The organism is Microbulbifer maximicatervae (SeqCode) (assembly GCF_052467695.1).
The window spans coordinates 2,581,859-2,603,055 of sequence record NZ_CP174320.1 but is presented as its reverse complement, the minus strand read 5'-3'; the positions used below and the strand labels follow the sequence as shown (position 1 = coordinate 2,603,055).

At 46.7% G+C, this 21,197-nt stretch carries 23 protein-coding genes; 13 read left to right on the top strand and 10 right to left on the bottom strand.

The features are described from left to right. The first annotated feature begins 8 nt into the window (after positions 1 to 8). Positions 9 to 776, top strand: a complete 768-nt coding sequence (locus tag ACJJI8_RS11445) for a helix-turn-helix transcriptional regulator (RefSeq protein WP_444935111.1) — start codon at positions 9 to 11, stop codon at positions 774 to 776. Between the two features lie 732 nt (positions 777 to 1,508). Further along, entirely contained in the window at positions 1,509 to 2,663 is a 1,155-nt protein-coding gene (locus ACJJI8_RS11440; RefSeq protein ID WP_444935110.1) for a serine hydrolase domain-containing protein, read from the top strand. A 305-nt stretch (positions 2,664 to 2,968) separates the two neighbouring features. Here ACJJI8_RS11440 and ACJJI8_RS11435 read toward each other — a convergent pair whose 3' ends face one another. Then, positions 2,969 to 3,214, bottom strand: a complete 246-nt coding sequence (locus ACJJI8_RS11435; RefSeq protein WP_444935109.1) for a helix-turn-helix domain-containing protein — start codon at positions 3,212 to 3,214, stop codon at positions 2,969 to 2,971. Positions 3,215 to 3,426: 212 nt separating this feature from the next. On the opposite strand from ACJJI8_RS11435, the gene ACJJI8_RS11430 reads away from it, so the two are divergent. The 5 genes from ACJJI8_RS11430 (at position 3,427) to ACJJI8_RS11410 (ending at position 8,861) form a co-directional block, all read left to right on the top strand. Then, complete coding sequence (locus ACJJI8_RS11430; protein ID WP_444935108.1) at positions 3,427 to 3,738, top strand: cupin domain-containing protein; 312 nt, start codon at positions 3,427 to 3,429, stop codon at positions 3,736 to 3,738. Positions 3,739 to 3,996: 258 nt separating this feature from the next. Beyond that, a complete protein-coding gene (locus ACJJI8_RS11425; RefSeq protein ID WP_444914502.1) occupies positions 3,997 to 4,374 on the top strand; it encodes a biotin/lipoyl attachment domain-containing protein in 378 nt (125 codons plus the stop codon). A 463-nt stretch (positions 4,375 to 4,837) separates the two neighbouring features. Continuing rightward, positions 4,838 to 5,857: a cytochrome-c peroxidase gene (locus ACJJI8_RS11420; protein ID WP_444935107.1), complete on the top strand. Its 1,020-nt coding sequence runs from the start codon at positions 4,838 to 4,840 to the stop codon at positions 5,855 to 5,857. A gap of 553 nt (positions 5,858 to 6,410) precedes the next feature. After that, positions 6,411 to 7,577 (top strand): patatin-like phospholipase family protein, encoded by a 1,167-nt coding sequence (locus ACJJI8_RS11415; RefSeq protein WP_444935106.1) that lies wholly within the window; start codon positions 6,411 to 6,413, stop codon positions 7,575 to 7,577. A 177-nt stretch (positions 7,578 to 7,754) separates the two neighbouring features. Next, entirely contained in the window at positions 7,755 to 8,861 is a 1,107-nt protein-coding gene (locus ACJJI8_RS11410; RefSeq protein WP_444935105.1) for an acyltransferase family protein, read from the top strand. A 94-nt stretch (positions 8,862 to 8,955) separates the two neighbouring features. Here the strand turns inward: ACJJI8_RS11410 and ACJJI8_RS11405 are convergent, their stop codons facing one another. Next, on the bottom strand, positions 8,956 to 9,576 hold the full coding sequence (locus ACJJI8_RS11405; protein ID WP_282933969.1) for a LysE/ArgO family amino acid transporter: 621 nt from the start codon (positions 9,574 to 9,576) through the stop codon (positions 8,956 to 8,958). 130 nt (positions 9,577 to 9,706) lie between these two features. On the opposite strand from ACJJI8_RS11405, the gene ACJJI8_RS11400 reads away from it, so the two are divergent. Continuing rightward, positions 9,707 to 10,609 (top strand): LysR family transcriptional regulator ArgP, encoded by a 903-nt coding sequence (locus ACJJI8_RS11400; protein WP_413664659.1) that lies wholly within the window; start codon positions 9,707 to 9,709, stop codon positions 10,607 to 10,609. Positions 10,610 to 10,620: 11 nt separating this feature from the next. Here the strand turns inward: ACJJI8_RS11400 and ACJJI8_RS11395 are convergent, their stop codons facing one another. Together ACJJI8_RS11395 and ACJJI8_RS11390 are read right to left on the bottom strand one after the other, a co-directional pair. After that, positions 10,621 to 11,496, bottom strand: a complete 876-nt coding sequence (locus ACJJI8_RS11395; RefSeq protein WP_444935104.1) for a nucleoside deaminase — start codon at positions 11,494 to 11,496, stop codon at positions 10,621 to 10,623. Continuing rightward, entirely contained in the window at positions 11,487 to 12,356 is an 870-nt protein-coding gene (locus ACJJI8_RS11390; protein ID WP_444935103.1) for a LysR family transcriptional regulator, read from the bottom strand. The genes ACJJI8_RS11395 and ACJJI8_RS11390 overlap by 10 nt, the downstream gene beginning before the upstream one ends. 90 nt (positions 12,357 to 12,446) lie before the next feature. Here ACJJI8_RS11390 and ACJJI8_RS11385 point away from each other — a divergent pair, with 90 nt between their 5' ends. Then, positions 12,447 to 12,947 (top strand): lactoylglutathione lyase family protein, encoded by a 501-nt coding sequence (locus tag ACJJI8_RS11385; RefSeq protein ID WP_444914509.1) that lies wholly within the window; start codon positions 12,447 to 12,449, stop codon positions 12,945 to 12,947. Between the two features lie 100 nt (positions 12,948 to 13,047). Here ACJJI8_RS11385 and ACJJI8_RS11380 read toward each other — a convergent pair whose 3' ends face one another. Continuing rightward, complete coding sequence (locus ACJJI8_RS11380; RefSeq protein ID WP_444935102.1) at positions 13,048 to 14,253, bottom strand: multidrug effflux MFS transporter; 1,206 nt, start codon at positions 14,251 to 14,253, stop codon at positions 13,048 to 13,050. A 280-nt stretch (positions 14,254 to 14,533) separates the two neighbouring features. On the opposite strand from ACJJI8_RS11380, the gene ACJJI8_RS11375 reads away from it, so the two are divergent. After that, a complete protein-coding gene (locus ACJJI8_RS11375) occupies positions 14,534 to 15,637 on the top strand; it encodes a glycosyltransferase family 25 protein (protein WP_444935101.1) in 1,104 nt (367 codons plus the stop codon). Between the two features lie 11 nt (positions 15,638 to 15,648). Here the strand turns inward: ACJJI8_RS11375 and ACJJI8_RS11370 are convergent, their stop codons facing one another. The 4 genes from ACJJI8_RS11370 to ACJJI8_RS11355 are packed head-to-tail and all read right to left on the bottom strand — an operon-like array spanning position 15,649 to position 19,002. Next, positions 15,649 to 16,086, bottom strand: a complete 438-nt coding sequence (locus tag ACJJI8_RS11370) for an ion channel (protein WP_192879377.1) — start codon at positions 16,084 to 16,086, stop codon at positions 15,649 to 15,651. Continuing rightward, positions 16,073 to 16,528: a tRNA adenosine(34) deaminase TadA gene (gene tadA, locus ACJJI8_RS11365; protein ID WP_282933978.1), complete on the bottom strand. Its 456-nt coding sequence runs from the start codon at positions 16,526 to 16,528 to the stop codon at positions 16,073 to 16,075. The genes ACJJI8_RS11370 and tadA overlap by 14 nt, the downstream gene beginning before the upstream one ends. Positions 16,529 to 16,564: 36 nt before the next feature. Beyond that, positions 16,565 to 17,368: a putative RNA methyltransferase gene (locus tag ACJJI8_RS11360; protein ID WP_444914512.1), complete on the bottom strand. Its 804-nt coding sequence runs from the start codon at positions 17,366 to 17,368 to the stop codon at positions 16,565 to 16,567. Continuing rightward, a complete protein-coding gene (locus ACJJI8_RS11355; protein WP_444935100.1) occupies positions 17,365 to 19,002 on the bottom strand; it encodes a GMC family oxidoreductase in 1,638 nt (545 codons plus the stop codon). The genes ACJJI8_RS11360 and ACJJI8_RS11355 overlap by 4 nt, the downstream gene beginning before the upstream one ends. 84 nt (positions 19,003 to 19,086) lie before the next feature. Between ACJJI8_RS11355 and ACJJI8_RS11350 the strand changes: the two genes are divergently transcribed. Further along, entirely contained in the window at positions 19,087 to 19,776 is a 690-nt protein-coding gene (locus ACJJI8_RS11350; protein WP_444906180.1) for a class I SAM-dependent methyltransferase, read from the top strand. Between the two features lie 26 nt (positions 19,777 to 19,802). Here the strand turns inward: ACJJI8_RS11350 and ACJJI8_RS11345 are convergent, their stop codons facing one another. Continuing rightward, complete coding sequence (locus tag ACJJI8_RS11345; protein WP_413664650.1) at positions 19,803 to 19,955, bottom strand: hypothetical protein; 153 nt, start codon at positions 19,953 to 19,955, stop codon at positions 19,803 to 19,805. A 165-nt stretch (positions 19,956 to 20,120) separates the two neighbouring features. Between ACJJI8_RS11345 and ACJJI8_RS11340 the strand changes: the two genes are divergently transcribed. Together ACJJI8_RS11340 and ACJJI8_RS11335 are read left to right on the top strand one after the other, a co-directional pair. Then, positions 20,121 to 20,609, top strand: coding sequence for a hypothetical protein (locus ACJJI8_RS11340; RefSeq protein WP_413664649.1), 489 nt, complete (start codon positions 20,121 to 20,123; stop codon positions 20,607 to 20,609). 88 nt (positions 20,610 to 20,697) lie between these two features. Continuing rightward, a complete protein-coding gene (locus ACJJI8_RS11335) occupies positions 20,698 to 21,192 on the top strand; it encodes an RDD family protein (protein ID WP_444906181.1) in 495 nt (164 codons plus the stop codon). The last annotated feature ends 5 nt before the right edge of the window (positions 21,193 to 21,197 follow it).

Below are 21,197 nucleotides of genomic sequence, written 5' to 3'. Positions count from 1 at the left end.
TATAGGTTATGGATAAATATGACACTATATGGCATATTTTGATAACTATGCGCACATCTACCCTCTCACGAATAGATAGACTTGAAGTTATCACTGCCCGATTAAAGTCGGACGAATCCATCACGATTGGTGAAATTGCCAAGGAAGTGGGCGTTAGCATTCGGACGCTGAATCGAGATATAGAGGTGTTGAGAAGCCGAGGCTTGCCGATTGAAACGGACGTGGGGCGCGGTGGTGGAATCCGTTTGGACCAGCGCTGGGGCGTTGGTCGTGTCAACTTAAACTATACAGAGGCTGTTGACCTGATGATCAGTTTGGCTATTGCTGAACAGATGAAGTCCCCCCTCTTTATGGCACACCTAAGTAGCATCCGCCACAAAGTAATGGCTTCCTTTTCACCGTCCATGAAAAGTAAAGTGAATGGTATAAAGACACGTATCATCATCGGAAAATCGGCTTCCGAGGTTGTACTCTCAAATTTCTTAACTCCAAAGCGTAAAACTGTCGAGAAACTCCACCAGGCTTTCTTAATGCTTCAACGCATAAAGATCACCTATTGTGACGAAAGCGGAAAAGAAACGCTACGTACTATTGAACCCCACTACCTCTTTCTTAGTTATCCCGTATGGTACATCCTCGCCTGGGATAAACTCCGTGAGGATATGCGGGTATTTCGTTGTGACAGGATTAGGAAAATTCAGGCTCTGAATGAAGACTTCAAGCTAATTCCACTTATTGAATTTAAAAATAAGAGAGATAAAATACCTCCATCTTAAGGTCATTTTGTTTAAACTTCATCGAAAACTACCTTAGAGCAGTATAAGTAATTCTGATAGGCCCGCCCAAGGTCTTTCAGGTGATCGCTCCGAAAATTTTGGCCGTTTTAGCCTGACCCAGTATGAAACGTGCCATCATTGCTGATAACACCAAAGAACCAAAACTACCTTCTGACTATCCGTTTGGCGCAAAGCCCAAATTGAGCAAGAACTGGGCTTAGACTGAGCAATTACTTTTTAGTGCTGCCTTCGGGCAGCTGGCTTCCCCACTCTTAAAATCTATCAATATGAAAAGTTCTAGAAAACCCTTAGGGTTGTATGCAGGTATTTACTACTGCGGCTTATCTGGTTTAGATATAGCAGACCATCAACAATTTACTATTTCCAATAATCTTATAAATGCATGACTTAAATGAATTATTTGATATTTTTTAAAAGACACTCTATCAAATGCTTTTTATCCTATTCATACCCTCAACTTCTTTTACAAGCTTTGTACAAACAGCTTTTTGGTATTAGAAGGTTATAAATATCATGATTACAGTATAAATTACCCCCAATAGTTTTCCGGATAGAATTTCCCCCTCACAATTACATACTTTTTAGGAACTTAAACAAAGCGATCCAGTCAGAAATCGAAGTAGTACGCCAATAACCTCGAAATTTCGTACTACTTTTAGCGGCAACTAAGATCTGACTCAGTTTTCAAGTTACTTTTAATACAGGCTTATCATGATGAATAGTCGGCACACAAAAATTATTTCAAAGATTTTTCTTACAATCGCACTCTTAGCAGTAACCGTTGCTGTACGTGCAGACGAAGCGCTGCAGACATTTCTCGAGCAGACACTTACCACAGCACGTAACAAAAACGATCTTCCAGCCGTCGCCGCGCTGATTCAAATCGATGGCAAGACCGCTGCTATAGCTGCAGACGGTTTTCGTGCACATGGTCATATGGAACCAGCCACTATCGACGATCGTTGGCATATTGGATCGAATACCAAGGCGCTAACTGCAACAATGATCGCACGCTTAGTTGAGCAAGGTGTCATGCGATTTGAGGATACACTCGCTGATTCTTTTCCCGCTTTCGCAAAAAATATGGACCCCGGTTACCGCAATATTACGATCACGCAATTGCTCAGTCATACCGCAGGCTTACCATCTCTGACCGACGATAGTGAATTTCCTCAATTTGAAGACTTAATTGAGTCAGTACCCAGTATTCGGGCGCAGCGTATTGCTGTTGCACGCAGTTACCTTGCAATGCAACCTACATCCGCAACTGGTTCATTTAAATACTCCAATCTCGGTTACATTATCGCGGGTGCCATCGCCGAGGCACGAACAGGCAAGACTTGGGAGGATCTCATCAAGGAACAGGTCTTTACTCCGCTCGGCATAAAAAATGCTGGATTTGCTGCGCCCGGATCCTCTGGCAAGTTGGACCAACCGCGCGGTCATAAAAAAACCTGGTGGGGCAAGCTCGTACCACTCGATCCCGCTGACATACAAAGTGATAATCCTCAAGCGCTCGGCCCCGCCGGCACAATCAATATTTCTCTTAAAGATTGGACTCTCTTCGCAGAGGACCAACTCAATGGCGTACATGGCCGCGGTAAATTATTGAAGTCCGAAACTTATCGCAAACTACACTCACCCGTAAATGGTAATTACGCACTGGGCTGGGGGGCATTTTACGATCCAGAGTTATTGCTGCTAACACACACCGGTAGTAATCTCTATTGGCTCACCGAGGCACATATCATGCCGAAGCACAACATAATTTTTCTAATCGCGATGAACTCCGCTGATGATACTGCAAAAAAATCAATGAAAGATATCCGCAACCTTCTTATGGAGCGCCTAAAACCATTTGAGTGAACCTAAAAAGCAGACTTGTCTTGACATGTCCGCAATCCAGCGGCTACTGGGATATATACTTGGTAATTAATTAAAGTCAGCAGCGCGAATCAGAAATATCTATGCGCTCTGGAAAAAGCTTTGCGCCTGCATCAGAACTTGCCCCTTTACAATAAGATTTGGCTTTCCTTGGCAGACGTGACCTCCAGTTAAGTCGACGGATCCAGCGGTAACTTGTTGAACAGCTAACCGCTTTAGTACACCGTTCAAGCCGCATTCGCCCAGCGATTTGTTCAGGGCTTGCATTTTTTTAGCTGGAAGTCGATTTATACCTGCATGGCAAAGTCGAGCTTGGTGTGCTTAAGAGTTCCTTGCCACCATTGCAGTGCCTGACGAAGGGCACTCTCGGCACAGTAGGGGCTGCAACGACCAAGCTCGCGAGAGATGGTCTTATTGGATCTATGGAGGTGTTGTGCAATGGCTCGAGCTGAATAGCTCTGCCCATTAAGAGCCTCAATCTTGTATCGTTCTTTTAAGGTTAGCTGGTTGGTACGGGTTCCCATGAGGTTCATGGCTCGTTTGTGTGGAAGCTTACTAGGCTACAGCCAGCTAGCCCCCCTCGCTATTGCCAAGTGTGTCGGTCGTTATGGAAATCTAGGAACAAATAAAAAATGCAACTCCGAAAATAATAAAACAGTTGTGGAACTATAAGGGCGGTGATTTACTCTACCTACAGGACCTTTAGCGCAAAACTATTTTATACGCACTCAACAAGGAAGCAGAGATGCCAGGCAGTTATCCAAGTAAAATTAAGGAATTACCTCTCTACGATGGTCGCTTTGATGCTTACAAGCTTAAGGCAGAAAACAGTGATGTTCTTTTCGCATCATATCCAGCTGGAACGTTCATTCCACCCCATACACATGACACAGATAATCATGGCGTTATCACAAAGGGGGAACTAATACTCACCATGAATGGTGCCACCCAACGGATTGGTATTGGACAGTGGTACCATGTACCAGCACATGTAGAACACTCTGCGACATTTGATGTCGAAACCGATGAGATCGAATTTTGGTTTAAAGATAAATAGGATTAAATTTCTACTACAGATCAATTTACATGTATAAAACTATAAATCTTGAAAGTTAAGCTATTAAACGGTAGATATAGTTTAATAGCTTAAGATATCGTTTTGGATAAAGATATTACTTGGAGACGCGATGATGATCCTAATACTATAGCCACCGGGGATCTTTATCCCGTCAACAGCCCTGAATCATTGGATAAGGGAATAATTTAAAATAACCGGTTAATTTATAGGCAATTACACTAAACAGCCTAGAAATATATGTGGAAATTCATACTTGATTTTATAAATGGTGCTCTTGGTATAAGTTCCATTGAAAGTGGTGAGAGAATACCCCTAGAGGAAGAACGCTTTCCATCCGATGGAATCGTACGCGCACCCTCTTTTGATTCGATTCCGCACAAACAAGAACCTTTGTCCGGCTCAGTCCGCCCAAAAGAACTTGGTGAGGTAGTAGAAGTCATGGTTGGTGTTGATTATCCAATTTACGGTGGACAAACGATACTCGTTGCCGATTTTGGAACTTACACAATTGAGCTGCCCAGCCCTTGCAGCGGAATAGTCGAAGAGATTCTTATTAAGCCCGGCAGCTTGATAGGTAGCGAAACGCCTCTATTTAGAATACGTAGACCAATATAAAAGTTAACCAGATATAACAATAAGATTAAAAGCTTCCTAAAACCTAAAGGTCCTACCTAAAAAATTAACCACATTCAGATAGTTAATGAGTCTTTAATCTTCGAGTAGATATTACACCACCAACCGGCTAGCAGAAATACGAATCATTTCCCTTTGGAGATATCGATAAGCATCCCCTAAACCCTACCCCTCCGCGCCATCTCAGAAATTGCCCTGCAATTTTTAAAGGTAAATAGCAAGACTTCAATCTCGCAAATCCAGTGCACTCAATGTATAGGCCGAGTTCTGAATAATATCTGAAAAAGTATTTTGTGAACGATTCTGGATATTCTAAAAATACACGGCTTTTTTTGTTAAAACATGGTATCAGCTGAACGAGCTTCCCTATATAGTGGCGCCGCCTAACTTTGATTAAAAATAGGTTAGTTGTCATTGTTTTTTGAGATGTGGGAGAGATACCAAAGTGATTAAGAAAATTTTTTCGAAAAGAGATCTCAAGCTTCCAATCATTGGCGGCTTGATAGCAGCAGCAAGCTTGCTATCAACAACTGTATCGGCAACGGCCGAAGTTGATATAAATCAATTACGTCAACAATCAAAAATTATGTTCGGCACTCTCTCAGAAACTATGCCAGGCAGTGAGAATGACACCCCAGCGATGGTTGAGCTTGGAAGAACACTGTTCATGGACGAGCGACTTTCAGTCAATGATAGCCAGTCCTGTAACAGCTGCCATCAAGTAGGGAATTACAACGGCTCGGGCGTTGACAATGAAGCGACTTCATCGGGAGCTTTACCTGGCACCAAGGGTGATCGAAACTCTCCAACGGTCTGGAATTCCGGATTCCAAGTGGCTCAATTTTGGGATGGTCGCGCAGAGGACCTGAAGGAACAGGCCAAAGGTCCAATTCTAAACCCTGTAGAGATGGGAATGCCTTCAGAAGAGGTTGTTGAGGCAAAGATTTCAAAAATTGCCGAATATCAAGAAAGTTTCAAACAGGCCTTTGGTAAAGAGAATGCTATCTCTTACGACAATATTGCTGAGGCTATAGCTGCGTTTGAGCGCACACTGATTACAAATGATCGTTTTGATGATTTTATGAATGGTGATGATCAGGCTATGACAAAAAGTGAGTTAAAGGGCCTGCAAACCTTTATCAACACTGGTTGTTCAGCATGCCACAATGGTGCAACCTTGGGTGGAAACATGTACCAGAAGATGGGGCTGGTCAACCAATATCCATACCAGGAAGATTTAGGTCGTTATAAAGTTACAGGCCTTGAAATTGATAAAATGATGTTTAAAGTTCCAATGTTACGCGACGTAAGCAGAAGCGCTCCTTACTTCCACGACGGGCGTGTAGAAACCATCGAGCAGGCAATTTACGATATGGCTTGGTACCAATTGGGACAGAAATTAAGCACACAACAAGTAGATGATATTGCAACTTTCCTAAACGCATTGGAACATCAAGCCCATTAAGTTATTTCCCACCCTTCGGGGTGGGCCCCTTTCACTCTAATCAATTTTGGCTAGGCTCGCGGGTTTTCATTCACTAGCTAATTGATAACTTATAACCATTCAACCTTGCGGATACTTTGTGTATCAGCCACACTCAGAGACAGCATCCAGTAGACTAAATGGTTTCCTGATTGCCGACCAGCTTATAATATTTAGCGCTCCACCAATACTTATATCAAGCCAGTAAATTGAAATCCTAGGGAAATGTGCAGGCTTCAGCCACCGACTTGGGAGAGTTCCATTAAATTACTGTTCACTACCTGGGCTTTCAGTCATCAGATTACTTTATGTGCTTTTCGCTGTAAAGATAGTGAAATTTCCCGTAAGAGCCTCAGAGAATAGAAATTACGCCCCCCTCTTACAGATAAAAACCGCTCATACTGCTTGATCCCTTGCCACAACCCAAAAACAAGACAATAAAACAGCCTTTAGTATCTTTTAAATAACGCAAAGAAATAAAACTTATCTACTTTGCCACACTCTCTGTATTAAGGTTTAGAGTATAGGCAGATCAATGAAACTTCGGCTAGCGTCAGCCTTCACCATACTAATTATCATAGCGTTTTTAGGCTTGGTGTACGTCTACAATTACCGACTGACCCAAAGTATTCGGTTTGATGCCCACCCTGTTACAAAAGAGTTCATCAAAAGTAATGCTTCCCTTAAAGACAAAGATACTATCAACATCCTTATCATAGATGGCGGTGGAATACGTGGTTTGATACCACTCTATGTTATTCAACATATCGAAGAACAGACCGGCAAACCTATTGATGAATTGTTTGATGTCTTTAGTGGAGTATCCACTGGTGCCATCATCGCTACTGGTCTCAATGTGACCCAAGAATCATTTGAAGATGATCACCCAGGAACTGAAAACCTAAAATCTCAAAGTGATAAAATCATTAATATTTATAAAAAAGATAGCAGATACGTATTCTCCGTACCTTGGTATCACAAATTACTAACCTTTAATGGTTTTATCTCCCCCCGCTTTAGCGGTGATCGCTTAAGCGAAACCATGGAAAAAAATTTCACTGACAAATTAAAATTTACGAGCCTGAAAAACTACGTCATCATCCCCTCCCTCAATATTCACATGGGCCAGCTTCAATTATTCAAGAATCGTGGCGAGGCAATTACTAAGCTACCCACCAATACACTCTACCAATTAGTTACAGCCGCAGCTAGCGCGGAAACAGTATTCCCCCCCGTCGATTTTATGACTACCGGACAAGACATACATCATCAGTATTATGCCGATGCTGGCGTAGACGCTAACAATCCCACCAGTATTGTATTACGTGATATTATCAGGGAGTTCCCCGGAAAAAACTATTATGTACTAGTCCTTGGGGCTGGCACGCAACCACTAGCTACCACGGAAACTGACTATAGAAGCCTAAAAAACTGGGGGCAAATTAACTGGATCCAAGACCTAATTTCAAACGTACAAAGGTCTATGGATAATCAACAGTTATATACACTGGAAATTGCGAAATCTCTCACTCCTGAGGGACGGATTAATTATAACTATTTCAATGTTGAACTTGTAAATCCATATGTTGACCCGTTTGACTACAAGGCAAGTAATAAGCTAAAAGTTTTATCAGACAGACTTATCAGGGAGAATAAAGCCGAGATTGATCAAGTCGTCGAGAGGCTCAAAAAAAATGGATAGCGCTACCGTTAATCAATCATCACTAAGATGCTTGGGTCTAGACTAGTACACAGCAAATACAGACAACTATTACCTTTCTTCTTGACAATTCTCAGCTCTCAGGCTTTTGCAAGAGGCATAGTTATCATATTCTGGGCGGAATGAAAGTACACTGACCAAGGGTATGGTCCATCGGTAATGAACACACGCCTTCTTAATCTCGATGTGCTACGGGGGCTAGCTGCAACTTTGGTTGTCTGGCAACACAGTAGTGAAGTCTTTATCCGCAACCCATCCATCGCCCAGCACGGCTCGGCACTGGCTGAATTTATCAATCAACTGGATTTTGGCCGGATAGGTGTACTTTGCTTTTTCCTAATATCCGGCTTTGTCATTCCCCACAGTCTTCTTGCATCTAACCGTACTCTCAAGAGCTTTGCTATCCGCCGCTTCTTCCGCTTGTATCCCGCTTACTGGTTATCTCTGACTGCAATTATCGGACTTACATGGTTGCTCGCTGACCGAACATTCTCTGCACCTACCATTCTTGCCAATACCACAATGCTGCAAGGGCTTATGGGGTTTGAAAGTGTTCAGATTCTATATTGGACTCTTACTGCAGAGCTGCTTTTTTACTGTCTCTGCGCACTGATGTTCACTCTTCGACTACTAGGGAATCCCAGATATCTACTCTTAGTGTGCTGGGGGGCACTATCGGTATTTGTCAGCATGCAACTTTTAGAGCAATCATCCACTCCAATTTCCCAGCTTCCCGCCACCACTACTTACCTCCCCTTTGCTATCGCAGTTATGTTCTGCGGAACCCTACTCAGGTATTGCTACGAAACAAGGCGCGGTTATCGTTATATGCTTTGGGGCCTGGTTTCGACTTTCTCGATACCACTACTCGTTTTGGCCATGCACTTATTAGGTAGGTCGATCAGCGAAACTCCCCTCCGCTTTGTATCATCTCATTTCATCGCTTTAGCTATCTTCCTCGTTTTTGTATTACTTCCACCTAAGCCAATACGACATTTAGCCGCTTTGGGGACTATCAGCTATTCCACTTACCTGTTTCATTTAATCGTTGTCTTTCTCGGCAGCTGGGCGATAAGCCAACCTTGGGGACAAGGGCTTACAAGTATTTCTCTATCCACGTTGCTTGTGGCAGTAACACTACTTAGCTTTGTTCTAGCTGCGGCCATTTATTGGTTGGTGGAGAGGCCTTGTATGCAATTTGGGCGCTATTTGAGTGATCGAAATAGTGGGCTAAACAGATCGGGGAAAATGGTCGGGGAGAGTTAGTGTAGAAAGCTATTGGGATAAGCATGGGGCAAGATTTGAAAATAGCTGCAGACTTATCAGTCTACAGCTATTTTTAGCAGCTGTTATCGGGCGTCTACTGCGCCCACAACAAGCTGATAGCAATGGTCCACATCATAATGCCCACCAGTACATCGAGTACCTGCCAGGTTCTGGGGTTCTTAAATAGCGGCTGCATCATGCTGCCACCCACAGAGAGAAGGGTGAACCATAACAGGGATGCACTACACGCCCCCAGCACAAAAAACCAGGTTCCATTACCTGCATACTGCGCCCCTACTGAGCCGATCAGCACAACCGTGTCCACATATGCGTGTGGATTAAGCAGGGTTAAGGCTACCGCGGTAATCAAGGCAGAGCGGCGGGATTTCATCCACTCTTTTTGCTCTCCAAGACCTTTGTTAGTGAAGGCCGAACGGAAAGCCATGGCACCGTAGGAGAACAGGAAAGCAGCACCGAGCCAGGTCAGCCAGATCATCCAGTCGCCACCCGCTTGTGCGAGGTTTGCAACCAGGAACACGCCGCCTGTGATCAAGGCAATATCCATCAGTACGCATAAAGCCGCGATACTAAAGTGATATTGTCGACGGATACTCTGCGTCAGCAGAAACGCATTCTGCGCTCCGATCGCCATAATCAAACTGATGGTAGTCAAAAAACCTTTTGCGAGCGGCGCCAGCAACAACCCTGAGAACACGATGCCTCCTGTGTTTCATTCTCTAATTTGGAAGTGCCCGCAGGGCTGCGGGCCTGAATAGTGGCGCGAGATTAAGAGTCAAACTAGAATAAGTAAACTTAATTATACTGATCCCTCATAAGAAATTCTTATGCTAGACCTAAAGCAACTCCAAGCCTTTGCCTTTGTCGTAGAGGAGCGCAGTTTTGACAAGGCTGCCGCCCTACTCCATGTCAGCCAGTCTGCGATTTCCCAACGAATCAAAGCCTTAGAAAGCCAGGTTGGCCAAGCCCTATTGATACGCTCCAACCCTTTGCGGCCCACTGAAGCCGGCCTCAAAGTGCTGGGGTACTACCAGCAAATGCACTTGTTACAGCAAGAGCTTCTCACTGATATCGATCCAGAGGGGGGCAAGACTCGCTATAGCAACCAGAATAAGGTTCGGATCGCACTGAATGCAGATAGCTTGGATACCTGGTTTCTGGCTGCCATCACACCATTGATTCGATCCCAGCAGTTGCTCGTGGATCTAAAGGTCGACGATCAGGACGCTACCCATGAACTGCTGAAGAATGGTGAAGTCATTGGCTGTATCAGTTCAACAACCAGTAACCTCCAGGGCTGCCAATCGGTACTACTCGGTCATATGGCCTATTACCCGGTATGCACTAAGGCTTTTAAGAAGAAGTTTTTTTCAGACCCGATTAAAGTTGAAGAGCTCCACTACGCTCCCACAGTGGAGTTCAACTATAAGGATCAATTGCAGAGTCGTTACCTTAAACAGTTTTGGGGAGTGGAGACTGGTCAGTACCCATCTCATGAAATCCCCTCGTCAAAGAGCTTCCTCAGTTTCTTAACTCTGGGGCTTGGTTGGGGAATGGCGCCAGATATTCAGATCGCGAGCCTGCTAAAAAGTGGAAAGTTGGTAAAACTCGCTGAAGACCAGTATTTGAAGATTCCTCTTTACTGGCATGTTTGGAACTTAAAATCGAAATTGATTAAAGAGATCACTATCAACCTCACAGAGCATGCTCGAAAAGCTCTGAGTCAGTAGTTCTTGAATAATTAGTGATGGTGCAACTGCCAGTATGGACAGTAATCCAGCTGCAGTTCGCCATTTTCCAGCTGTTCTAGTATTGACAGTGCTTGATGATATATTGGTTGATTTTCCTTATGTCGAACATTTAGATTTTTGAAGCCCCGATAGGATTCCTGATAAATTTCTTTCGCATCATCTCCCAATAAAAAGCTAACTATTTGGTCTCCATGCTTTAACTCATAAGCGAAGTAAGCTCCGTCTAGCTTTTCTTTTTGTACTAATTTCGACGGTTCAGACGTTATACGGCGAGTGTAATAATTTCCAGGCTTATCCACGATACACTGGGAATTTTCCTTGCCACAGTTTCCATTATAACTTTGCTTTAATCGCTCTATACTTTTACCGTAGTCGGGATCGGTCTGCCCGTATACAACACGTGAAATCCCTAAGAAAATCATCATTCCACTACACATCATGCAGGGTTCAAGAGTTGTATAAATACTGACATTGGAATTAGTTAAGTATTTGGTCTGAGGTCCTAAGCATTTTGTCTCAAGACATCTTTGCATTACACGCACTTCAGCGTGCTGGGTCTTATCCTCACAGACTGAAACCGAATTAAGCTGAACTCCCCCAATGCGCTTGGAAATATCATCAAATAAAACCGCACCAATATTATGGCCTCTTTTATTTTTATCAGTAGGTCTGACCCAGTCCTGGAATACTAAAGAATAAGCCAACAACATCAGTATCTTATCTTGCTCATCCTTAACACTCTCGGCTTTAGCTATTCCCACAAGAGAAAACTGTGATAGAGCGAAAAATAACAGGAGGCGAAACAATCCGGTATTTTTACCAAAAATGTTCAGCTTGTTGATACTTAGGAGCCCGATTAAAGCCATTTCTCCATTTCACCAATAATAAACCTGACTCTGGCGGGTACAAGTTGAGTGCGCCTAAGCGCCAAATACAGTGTCTCACTAACAGGATTTTCAAGGCTATGTGCCTTAATCAATTTCGGCTTTCGAAATGCGCTTACCGCATAGGCGGGTAAAACGGTGAAACCCAATCCCATACTAACGGGCTCCAGTATTAAACTGATCTGATTGGAAAACCCTTTTTGTTGAAAAGCTTCAAGACTTCTAAATTGTGGGAAGTTCGCTCCCAATAATAGACTCGCATGGTGTATACCGTCTGGATGGCCTATGTACCCCAGCGCTAAAAGCGACTCCCAGTCGGGGGTTTTCACTTTAGCCGGCGTCACTAGCAATAACCTTTCACTGGCGATCGGCCGACTGTCAATCTCCTCTGCTTGTGGCGGGCTAGTCATTAATCCGATATCAGCGCCGTTTTCCGCAATAGCCTTCTCCACATCCAGGTTGGGTGCAAAACGGCAGCTAATCGATAAACCCTGGTGGATCTTCTGCAGGGACAACAACTTGGGGTAGAGCTTCAGCCCCACACTCCCGGGGCACATTACTCGCACATCCCCACGGTGGGGAGGGTCTTCACCAACAATTTGCCCCAGGCTGGCAAGCTTCTGAATAATCCCCTGCCCTTCCCGGTAGAGCCGATCACCAGCATCAGTGAGCGTGAAGTGTTTACCCTGTCTAACTAACAGAGCGACACCTAAGTGCTCCTCTAACTTGCGTATATGCTGGCTGACCCCAGACTGAGTCATATGCAAGCGATCCGCCGTACGAGTGAAGTGCCCCTCTTCAGCTAAAGTACAGAAGCTTCTTAACCACACTGGATTTATCATTACGAACGCTACTTAAAAATATCACAAATGATAATTATACGTAATGCATTAGAGACTGTAACTTAACCGCATTCAACAAAGGAGACAGCTATGAGTAGCGCATACCCGAGAACCTTTTCTCATATCGGTATTTCAGTGCCGAATCTTGAAGAAGCTGTGAAGTTTTACACCGAGGTACTTGGTTGGTACCTGATTATGAAGCCCACAGATATCACAGAGGACAAAAGCGCTATCGGTGAAATGTGCACCGACGTATTTGGCCCAAACTGGGGTAGTTTCCGCATTGCTCACTTGTCGACAGGGGACAGGATTGGCGTAGAACTATTCCAGTTTAGCAATCAGGAAAACCCAGAAGATAATTTTGAATACTGGAAAACCGGTATCTTTCACTTCTGCGTGCAAGACCCCAACCTGGAAGAACTGGCGGACAAGATTGTAGCGGCCGGTGGTAAAAAACGTATGCCAGAGCCCCGTTATTACTACCCCGGTGAAAAGCCTTATCGCATGATTTATATGGAAGATCCTTTTGGCAACATTCTGGAAATTTACAGCCACAGCTATGAGCTGATCTACAGTGCTGGTGCCTACTGATCTTAAGCACTCCAGAATTCACTCAGCATCACTCGAACGATGCTGAGTGAAATGCCAGCACAGAGTTATTCAGAGGCTCCCTAATTTATTTTGGTATTACTCAATCGCTCTGATCTGCTGTGATGCTGACTACATTACGCAAAACCAACCAAGAAACCACAAAGGCCAAAATTCCACACACCGCAATTACCCCAGCAAGCGATTCTGGTGTTCCATTAAAAACCAAACTGGTTATCAGGATAGCTACAGCCCCGATTGACAACTGCATAGTACCAGCCAGGGCAGAAGCCGTTCCCGCTATAGGGCCATGTCTTTCCATGGAGAGAATAAATGCCGTCGGAAGAACCAAACCAAGAAACATATTACATACGATAAGCATGCATATCAGTAGTACGAGATGATCAAAACCGGCCTCTATCACTAAATACATAGTCACCGAGCTTATCACAAATCCAACTACACCCCACTTCACCAGCTTCACCATCCCTAAACGGGCACCGAAATTTGCCGAAAATTGACTCGACAGGAAGAAACTAAGTGCATTCAGAGCAAAGGCGAGACTAAATTCGGTTGGGGTCAATCCGTAGTAATTCGTATATAAGAATGAAGCTGCCGCAAAAAAAGCAAGTACACTAGCGAAGCCAAACCCTCCTATACAAGTAAGCCCTATATAGATCGGGTCACGTAGTAATATCGAATAAGACTCAAGCAGCGCACCTATTTTAAATGGTATGCGCTTATTCATTGGTAAGGTTTCGCGAAGGCTCGTAATAGCAAGTATCAGACTTAAAAAAGTAGCAATGGATATCCCCCAAAATATGCTGCGCCAACCAAACGAAATTAATAGCAGACTACCAATTAATGGCGCCAACATAGGAGAAATTGAAAGGACAAGAATTGCTGTCGTAAGAAGGCGAGTTGCTTGAGTACCCGTATAAGAATCTCGAATTATTGCTCGGGGAATCGACATTACCGAAGCGGCACCCACCCCTTGTAGGAAACGAAAGGCAATCAACCACTCGATAGTGGTAGCAAGGGCACAGCAAATAGATGCGAAAGTAAAAACCAGCAAACCAAAATAGAGCGGCGGTTTGCGGCCAAACATATCGGAAGCGGGGCCATAAAAAATCTGACACACCCCGAACGCAATAAAATAGGCCATCAGCGTATAGGACGCGACCTGGGTTGAGGTATCGAGGGCCTTTGTCATCGCAGGTAATGCAGGCAGATACATATCAATGGCCATAGGACCAACAGAGCTCAAAAGCCCCAGGATCAACGCCATTTTTATAAAGCCTGAGTTCATCCACAGTCCCTATTGAGCCAACTCCACCTCGGCACCTCTACAAGACACCTCTCACAATTACTAAAAAGGGAGAAGGAAAGAATACACCGCGCTTGCGACCCTATGAGGCATGGATGCCGATTAGGAGCTTACAGGGATGTATTCACAGCGTGTCTCGAGTGCGGTGTATTCTTTCCTTCCACCCCAGTAGTAAGTTCCCCCATCCTTTTCGGACTGGCAGGTCAAACCTTAACCTTCAATCGTAGCAACTTAACTTAGGACCATAAGATCAGGGGAGTTAATGGCCCATGACGCTTCTATACCGTCTGCAGACGGTATAACTAAAGGTGTTTCAGTCCTGACCTACAAATGTCCAGGAGGCCCCCTTGGTGCCCGGCTCTTCTTCAGCGCCTCTTGGTGGAAAAGCCCTGTCATTCTAGCAACTGTGGTAGCTCAGGAATTTTTGCCTGGCCTGCTGGCTGCTACCAGCCATAAGCCCAAGCGGCACCCGCTTTCCCCACCAACAAGACAACGTCGCCGCCTCCCTTTAAGCTCCAGACGCCCAATTACCCCGCGCGGCCGCCGTCAGCGACCCTATATCGCCAATACCCCCTGTTGGATTATCACTCTGCAACCAAACAGTGATGACGTTGATCTATTACTCAGCGCCGGGAAAATGCAGCGACTGCATATCAACACGATTGAGGGGATTGATGGGCGCTCAGGCACCCCAGAACTGGAAGAAGGTGAGCATATCGCGAGTAACATCACCCGGTGGCGCCACTTGTGCGAACTCAAAAGCTCCGAGATTGGATGCTATCTCGCCCACTTGAGAGCAATTCGCCGCGCATACCGCTCCGGCTTGGACCGGGTCTGTATTCTGGAAGATGATGTACAGCTAGAACCCTCATTTGGCCGCGTCTTAGCGGAGTTGGAGCAACTCCCTGAAAATATCGAGATGATTCGACTGATGGGACTTAAGGTCCGCAAGCGAAAAGTCGTGCAAACCTTGAATGATGGTGTTCATCAGTTAGTGCGACCAGAGCGGGGGTGGTGTGGAGCACAGGGATATTTGATTAACCGGCGCGGCATGGAGAAAGTTTTAAAGTATGCCAGCCGTATTTTCGAACCCATCGACAAGGTATTCGATCACTTCTGGCAATTTGATCTAAAACTGTATGGCGTTGAGCCCCACCTTCTGTGGGAAAACGAGCACATCTCCAATATTGTTAAATCCAATATCCACCGCACGAAAGTCGCCCGGTGGCTCTATTGGCTGCACCCTTTCGGAAAACTCTGGCGCAGTGTGGGCAGGCACTTTTATTTAAGGCTCCACTCAAAAGAGTTCTATCCAGCAGAAAAACCCACACAACGCACAGGGCGTACGGCGCGAATTAAATCTTAAGAACCCTGCGATCAATTCTCCCAATAACGCTGCATTTTTAAAAACATAAAAGAAGCGGTCCAGGTAATCATCACCAGTCCCGTAAGGGCTTCAAGGCCAGCGGTAAAACGCAGATGCCCCAGGGGCTCGATATCACCGAAACCCAGCGACGTATAAGTGGTAAATGAGAAATAAGCGCAGTCCAGCAGACTGCCATTAAAATTGCCCACCAAAGTGCCAAAGTAAGGCGAATTCACCATAAAGTAGTAACAGTAGGCAAACAGCCATATTTCAGCCACGTGGGCGATCAGAGCGCCAAACACCCCCAAGACAATCGCCAGGTTATGCTTGATCGGAATCCAGCGGCCAATCCGGGCAAGGGCACTCAATACTTCGTGGTGAATCAGGACGACGGTGGCGACAACTATTGAATTCACCACGAAAGCAAATGCCAGATCAGCGTCGATCATGAAAGAACTCGCGCACTAAATTGCTTGCCTCTTCCGCCATGACTCCCGACTCCACCGTAATCTTGTGATTGAAAAAGCTGGCCTGTGCCAATTCCAGCTGGCTCTCAACAACACCGGCCCGGGGCTCGGTAGCGCCATATACCAGCCGCCCTACCCGCGCATGTACCATTGCGCCAAAGCACATAGTACAGGGCTCAATCGTCACATATAAAGTGGTGTTTGGCAGGCGGTAGTTTTGTTGTTTATCTGCCGCTTGCCGCAGGGCTACGATTTCCGCATGGGCACTGGGGTCACAATTCCCAATCGGGCGATTACTGCCCTCCCCTATGATTTTTCCATCCTGGACCAAAACCGCACCCACCGGTACTTCACCGCGCTCAGCAGCGAGTTGTGCAAGCTCCAGGGCTCGCCGCATAAATCCAAAGTCTCTGGGAGTCGCCATAACGCTGCTCTATTACCTCTACCTAGCAAATGCCTGTTATTTATGTTTAATAAAACGACGAATAACAAAGTCCGCCTCCAGCTCCAGGCTGTCGCGCTCTTCGAGTTTCTGCCGTTCTTCACGGTTGCCCTTCCAGGCAAAAGGCGTCATAGCGAGAAAATCTGCAATGGCCTGCTTGCCCTTCAATGCGAAAGGGAAACAGCAACGCATATCGACTTCCGGGGTCAACTTCTCAATCACTTTTGGTGCAGGGTGTTTACGCGGTTCTTTATAGAGGTACTTCTTTAGTGACCACAAGTGATCGGGGCCAGGGGATACGTCTACCAAGTGGCCACCGGTTTTGATTACCCGCTCCATTTCATGATCGGGGGCTGGGGCAAAGATCTTCAGCAGGTTATCCACCGACTCCGAGACCACCGGCAAATTCACATTGCTGGCAACCACAAACTGAGCGCCACTGTCGCGCTTGGCCGCCATACGCACGCCGGATTTTGAAATGTCGATACCGGAGAGGCCGTGGCCATGCCAGCCGGCGGACTCAAGCTCCCGCAGGTAATACCCCTCACCGCAACCGATATCCAGTAAACGGCGGCCGGGCTTGTAGGGCAAGAGCGCCGAAATACTATCAACCAAAGGCCGATAGTAACCGGCGTGAAGAAAGCGCCGCCGCGCGTGAAGCATCTCCGAAGAGTCACCGGGATCTTTGCGGCGCTTGCGATAAACGGGCAACAAATTGACGTAGCCCTCACGCGCGCGATCAAAACTATGTCGATTGGTACAGTGCCAAGTATCTTTACCTAAAGTTAAGGGGGCAGCACAAAGCGGGCATTGCCAGATCATTCAACTTCCTGAGTGTGTCTATTCTCTTTTACAAACGAGCGCGAAGACCGCTGCATAATCAAATCTGCCGCCTTCTCCGCAATAGCGATCACAGGCGCATTGGTATTGCCACTGATCAGGGTGGGCATTATGGAGGCGTCCACAACCCTCAGTCCATCCACACCGTGTACTTTTAGCTCGCTGTCCACTACAGCCAATTCATCACTTCCCATTCGACAGGTACCTATCGGATGGTAGATGGATTCTGCATGCTGGCGAATATAGTGGATGATTGACTCTCTATCACTCAACTTCTGCTCTGGGCGCAAGGACTTTTTCTTGTAGCGACTCAGTTCCTCCTGGGCGAGGATATCCTGTGCCATTTCAAATGCCTCCACCATTACCTGCAGATCCTCGGGCTCACTCAGGTAGTTGGGTTCAATTCTGGGCAGTTTGCGTGGATCGGTGGAGTCCAGAGTGATCTCACCGCGACTCTTAGGCCTCAGGGCACAGGCGTGAAGGGAATAACCGTAGCAGGTGCGCTTATTAAACCCATGTTGGAAAGTCGGGACTGCCGTCATGTGGAACTGAATATCCGGATTGCCACCCGCCAGACTGGAACTGGCAAAGCCCCCCGCCTCGGCCACATTGCTGGTTAGGGGCCCTTTATTTAAAAAGATCAGTTCTGGCAGGCGCATTGCAGTGAGAAGCTTCGGCCATAGTGCCTCGGAAAAGCTAACCGCTTCTGAAGCTTCCACAACTTGAATGATATCCAGGTGGTCCTGCAGGTTTTTTCCGACACCGGGAAGATGCGCTTGCGAAGTCACTCCAGATTTACGGAGTTGGTCCTGATCCCCAATACCAGACAGCATTAATAGCTGTGGCGACTGGATAGCACCGGCACTTAAAATCACTTCCTTGTTCGCCAGGATTTTAGTGCCATCAAGCAATTCGACGCCGGTCGCTTTCTCTCCCCTGAGAATAATCCTCGCCACCTGGCTGTTGGTACGAATATGTAGGTTAGAGCGGCTGGAAACTGGGTGCAGATAAGCTGTAGCCGCAGAGCAGCGGCGTCCGCGCCGTTGGGTTACTTGGTAAAAACCCACGCCATTTTGCTGGCTGCCATTAAAATCATTATTCGGCCGGTGTCCCAGGGACTCAGCTGCGCGTAAAAAAGCATGCCCCGATCGGGTTTTCCACTTTAAATCCGAGACCGACAGAGGGCCGTAGCCACTGTGGTGCGCATCAGTACCCCGTTCATTGCCTTCCGACATTAAGAAGTAAGGCAACAGGCCCTTCCAACCCCAACCGGGATTACCCTCTGCTTCCCAGGCATCGTAGTCATCGCTATTGCCACGGATATAAACCATGGCATTTATAGAGCTACTACCCCCGAGGGTCCTGCCCCTCGGCCAAAACAGTTTCCTGTCATTCAGGTGCTTTTGTGGCGTGGTATGGTGGTGTAGGTTATAGCGAGTTCCTGGTAGCAACTCGCCAATACCCACAGGAATGGAGATCAAGGGGCTCCGGTCTTTAGGACCCGCCTCCAGAAGACAAACTCGATTCTGCTCTTCGGCACTGAGCCGATTTGCTAAAACACAACCGGCGGAGCCGGCACCTACGATCACATAATCAAAAATCATTTGAGTGGACATGGGACCTCAGCACCTTTGTAGCTGGATGGTCCACTGACGGTACACTCAAGCTGTGAATAATGACAGGCTGGAGGTCACCCAAGCATGCCCAATTCCGAATTCAGTGATGATCAGGTACTCACCTGCTGGCATAAGAATGCTCATGAGTGGACTAAAGTAGTAGACAATGCCGCCATTCCCAGCCGCCGACTAGTTACTGATGCTGCCATTGTCAGCACAATCATGGCGTACCAACCTGCGAGCATTTTAGATATCGGTTGCGGTGAAGGCTGGCTCAGTAGAAAACTGGCGGAGCAAGGTATTCGAGTCTGTGGTGTCGATGGCGTTAAAGATTTAGTGGATATTGCCAGCGCTCGAGCAGGCGCCAATGAATCCTACCGGCGATTGCAGTACGAAGAAATTTGCGCCGAAAAACTGGAACAGCAGTTTGAACTTATCGTGTGCAACTTCTCCCTCATCGGAAAGGAATCTGTCGAGCAACTATTCAGCCATGCACGCGAGTTAATACTGCCCGGTGGGTATTTTGTCATCCAAACTCTTCACCCCCATCAAGCCTGCGGTAATGAGCCCTATCGAGATGGATGGCGCCCGGGATCTTGGGAAGGTATTGAGGGAGATTTTGAAGAGGCCGCTCCCTGGTATTTCCGCACCCTGGAAAGTTGGGTCCAGCTATTTCGTGACAACAGCTTTGCCATAGAAGCGATTCACGAACCCAGAGCCGATAGCCAACCAACCCCATCCTCACTGATTATTTGTGGGAGAATTTTGCGGTAGCGCATTTTGGAACTCTTTCCTGGCACCTAAGCCCCGATCCGGTGGAAAGAGGAGCTATTCAAGACAATTTTTTCATCAGCATTGGCACAGAAATACCAAAACAATAATAAAAAAACATTGGCGGGCTCCTGCTCACGCTCGCGACCACTTAGACAAAAATGAAAAAGTATCCATTTCATGCGGCCTCCAAGGAAAGAGATGACTTTTTCGGACTGTCCAGTAAGTGGAGTTGCATCAGCCGCCTAATTAATTCGAAAAAATGCTTTGTTAAGGGTGACCCATAATAAATTCAACGACCGCTTGCGGCCATCGAAATGAGAAGTTGACACCCAGGGGTAAACAGAATGCTACTCTGCAGTTTCCGATTCAGCGCCAATCAACTAGTGCCAAAAACCGTTGGCCTATTTCTTCTGCCCGCGTGCTGCGTCTGTTCTGCCGATGAGTTATTTATCCCGGATTCCCATGAAACCCTGAATATGGAATCCGGCAGTCTGTTTTTCTCCGACAGTGCATTTGCTATGGATAACGAAGCACTGGTCCAGGCCGCCGAGTACTTGCGCACCAATAGTATGAGCAACGTACAGCGACGCCTGAATTACCAGTGGCTGCAGATGCACACCAATCCAGATAAGTTTAAGCCCCTGAAAGGTGGCAAGGCATTATCCAAAATCCTGCGAATGGGTCTAGAAACGTACAAGACACAGAACTCTCGCGCCGCACGTACAGGCTTGCTCAGGTACACCAACAACGAGGGCAAGATTGGCAGCTCGGTGGACTACGGCATCTCTCTGTCCGACGACAAATTCAAGTTCTCTTTTGAGCTGGAGTTTTAGGGAGCCCCTGAACTCAGGCGCGCTACCACTCCTTCCCCGTTTACAGGTTTGTTAGAATCTCCGCCACTTAAAACCGGCGGAGATAACCGTGAGTAGCTCGAACACCCCCAAATCCTTTCCTGAACTCCCTGTTGCCGGGGTGGGTCCACGCCTGGCCGCACTGCTCTACGACCTGCTGATACTGATGGGCCTACTGGTGGTTTACGGCTTTATCGCGCTGATGGTTGCCTCTACCGTGGTGGGCCTCAACTGCCAGCCCGAGGCAAATGACTACAACCCCTGTGTCAGCGGGCCATTCTTTCAGCTGGGCGCTCTAGCGGTTATCGTAGGGTATTACTTCTGGTCCTGGAGGGCTGCGGGTCAAACTGTGGGGATGCGCGCCTGGCGTCTGCTGCTGGCAAGCCCAAACGGAGCCCAGCTCACTTGGCGCCAATGTATTCTTCGCGCCATCGTAGCGCCGCTGTCTATTGCTTGTTTGGGACTCGGATACTTCTCTGCCTGGGCCAGATCCGACAAGGCCACGTGGCATGACCTTATCTCCGAATCCGAGGTGCGCGTACTTCCCAAGAAGTCTAAAAAGTAGAAGGC